Here is a 2,577-nt window from a genome sequence, read left to right on the forward strand (position 1 = left end):
CGCTCACTACCAATAAGTTTTGCTCTGTGTACACCTTCAAAACCTGAAGATTCTGAATTTTAACGCGATCACCACCCATACGACCTGCCATGCGCATTCCTTTGAATACACGTGAAGGCCATGAAGAAGCTCCAAGTGAACCTGGTGCTCTTAACCTGTTGTGCTGACCGTGAGTTTGACCACCCACACCGCCAAATCCGTGGCGTTTTACAACACCCTGAAATCCTTTACCTTTTGAGGTACCAACTACATCAACAAAGTCGCCTTCCACGAAGATCGAAACGTCAACTGTATCACCAAGTGCTTTTTCATCCTCAAAAGTCTTGAACTCAACCAGCTTGCGCTTTGGAGTTGTACCAGCTTTTGCGAAATGTCCTTTAAGTGAACCGGTTGTGTTTTTCTCTTTCTTGTCGGAGAAAGCTAACTGAACTGCGGTGTAGCCGTCTGTGTCGACGGTACGTAGTTGAGTAACTACGCATGGGCCAGCTTCGATAACCGTGCACGGGATGTTTTTCCCGTCAGCATCGAATATGCTGGTCATTCCTACTTTTTTTCCAATAATTCCTGACATTTTCTAAATTCAATTTGTGTCCATCGAAGCAGTAGGGCTTCGTTCAAGACATAGTAAACCCCTCTAAAGGGACGGCAAAGATAGGGAAGTTCTGTTAAATATCAAATAGTTGCGAAGTTATTTTTGCAAAAAGTTATAAGGAGAAGTTATATGTTGTAGGTTTTACGATTTACGTTTACTAGACGCTGTAAGAGGAGCTATAAGTTGTAAGTGATAGGCTGTAAGTTCGAAGGGGAGTAACGGGAAATGTATTTTTAGCTTGTACATTCTGGAATTTTGGAATAAGATACGAGATATTATATATACATATATAATACGAAACTATGAGTGGATCATAAACTGCTGATAGTTTACATTAACTGGGAGTTTGCATTAGGTACGTTTCCGCTCCCCTTTTTTCAAGCCCGCCCGGCTGAATACGTTCCGACAGGGGGAGCTGTCCACCCTGGGCGGACTGAGGGGTCTATACGCCCAGACGTAAAACGTACAACACTCATTAATAATTTTTAGCAGAGTCTTCATACTTACCGCCTATTTCGCGTTCGGTGTACTGCCCTGGCCACGGACCTCACCATACTAACGGCACCATTCGGGATTTGAACCCAATAACTGTAATGCACCAGTATTTGTGTTTATAGTAACAGTAAACTATTGACCATGTGGCGGGTCTTTCTTCGCCTTCGTTTGGTAAGTCCGCGCCGGAGCGGATAATCACCTCATTTTATCATTCATTGCTCCATAGGCAAAAATTTAGATTGTTTATGTTCATTACTCATACCGGTACAATTCTCGTAACAAGTTCCGTCTACCCTTCCTTTTTCTTCAGTACTACTCAGACTTCAGACCTCCGACTTCCGACTTCTGACCTCCGACTTCCGACTTCAGACCTCCGATTTAACCTCCGAATTCCAACCTCCATTCCGTTCACTCAGGATTCACTAGTGGTTCACTAAGCGTTCACTCCCTCTTCACCCCCTAAATCCCTCTTTCCGAGCCGCGACCTATGAACTTTTTTCCTTCCACTTTCACCTTTCACCTTTCACTTTTCACTTTTCACCTTTCCTTCTCCCTATAATTTACGAAAAATCCTCGTAATTCCACCCCTAAATGCACTTTTACCATATTTTCAATACCGGTGAATGCGCAATTATGGACTTCCCAATGCCGGCACTACCGCAATTATGAAATTCGCAATGCCGGTGAATAACGTATTATGAAATTCGTAATGAAGAATTTGCTTTATTTCGAGAATTATAAAATAATCGGGCAAAATTCTGCGTGAATTCGCTTTTGCTGGTTAAAATACGATTGGCTAGTTCTTCGTAACCACAATAAAATAATTCCAAACTAGTTCTATAATTCAAACCCCGTAAATATGTCGAGACTAAAATCTACCCTCTTACTCCTTATTATATGTACTACAATAAACGTTCAAGCGCAAACACCCGGGTCAAGCCTTGCCCAACAATACCAGGATGTAGTGGTTAAGTCTGGTTCCTACCAGGGATTTAAAGAGATCCGTCAAGATAAAATTGAACTCTTCTGGAGAAATATTCAGGATACCTTAACACGGGAAAAACAACTGAGAAATGAAGCAAATGCAAAAATCCAGGGCAGCGCACAAACGGTCAAACAGTCAAAAAGGGAACTTGAATCGGTGCAAAAGCAGCTTGAAGAATCGAAGGCTAGTGTAAATACGGTAAATCTCTTAGGCATTCCTGTTGACAAGGCTACCTATAGCATGATTATGTGGGGAATTGTTGGACTGTTAGCTGCCGGCCTTGCCTTTGCAATTTACCGCAGCAAGTCTTCTATTAATGAAGCCCGCTACCGCACAGGCTTGTTCAACGACCTAACAGAAGAGTTCCAAAAGCACAAAGCCGCCGCTAACGAAAAAGAAAAGAAGCTAGCCAGGGAAGTGCAGACTGAAAGGAACAGGATTGCGGAGTTAACGGGGAAGTAATCCTTTAATGGAAGCATTACGGTAAGACTTAGATTCCCGCCTT

The 2,577-nt window shown here is 42.8% G+C and carries 2 protein-coding genes; one reads left to right on the forward strand and one right to left on the reverse strand.

From position 1 onward, the window contains the following. A partial coding sequence (gene rplC, locus WBJ10_RS04720) for a 50S ribosomal protein L3 (RefSeq protein ID WP_424288375.1) occupies positions 1–571 on the reverse strand: 571 nt, incomplete at its 3' end. Positions 572–1,946: 1,375 nt separating this feature from the next. On the opposite strand from rplC, the gene WBJ10_RS04725 reads away from it, so the two are divergent. Then, positions 1,947–2,534, forward strand: a complete 588-nt coding sequence (locus WBJ10_RS04725; RefSeq protein WP_424288376.1) for a hypothetical protein — start codon at positions 1,947–1,949, stop codon at positions 2,532–2,534. Positions 2,535–2,577 lie beyond the last annotated feature (43 nt).

It is taken from the genome of Daejeonella sp., assembly GCF_049655485.1.
Taxonomy (GTDB): domain Bacteria; phylum Bacteroidota; class Bacteroidia; order Sphingobacteriales; family Sphingobacteriaceae; genus Daejeonella.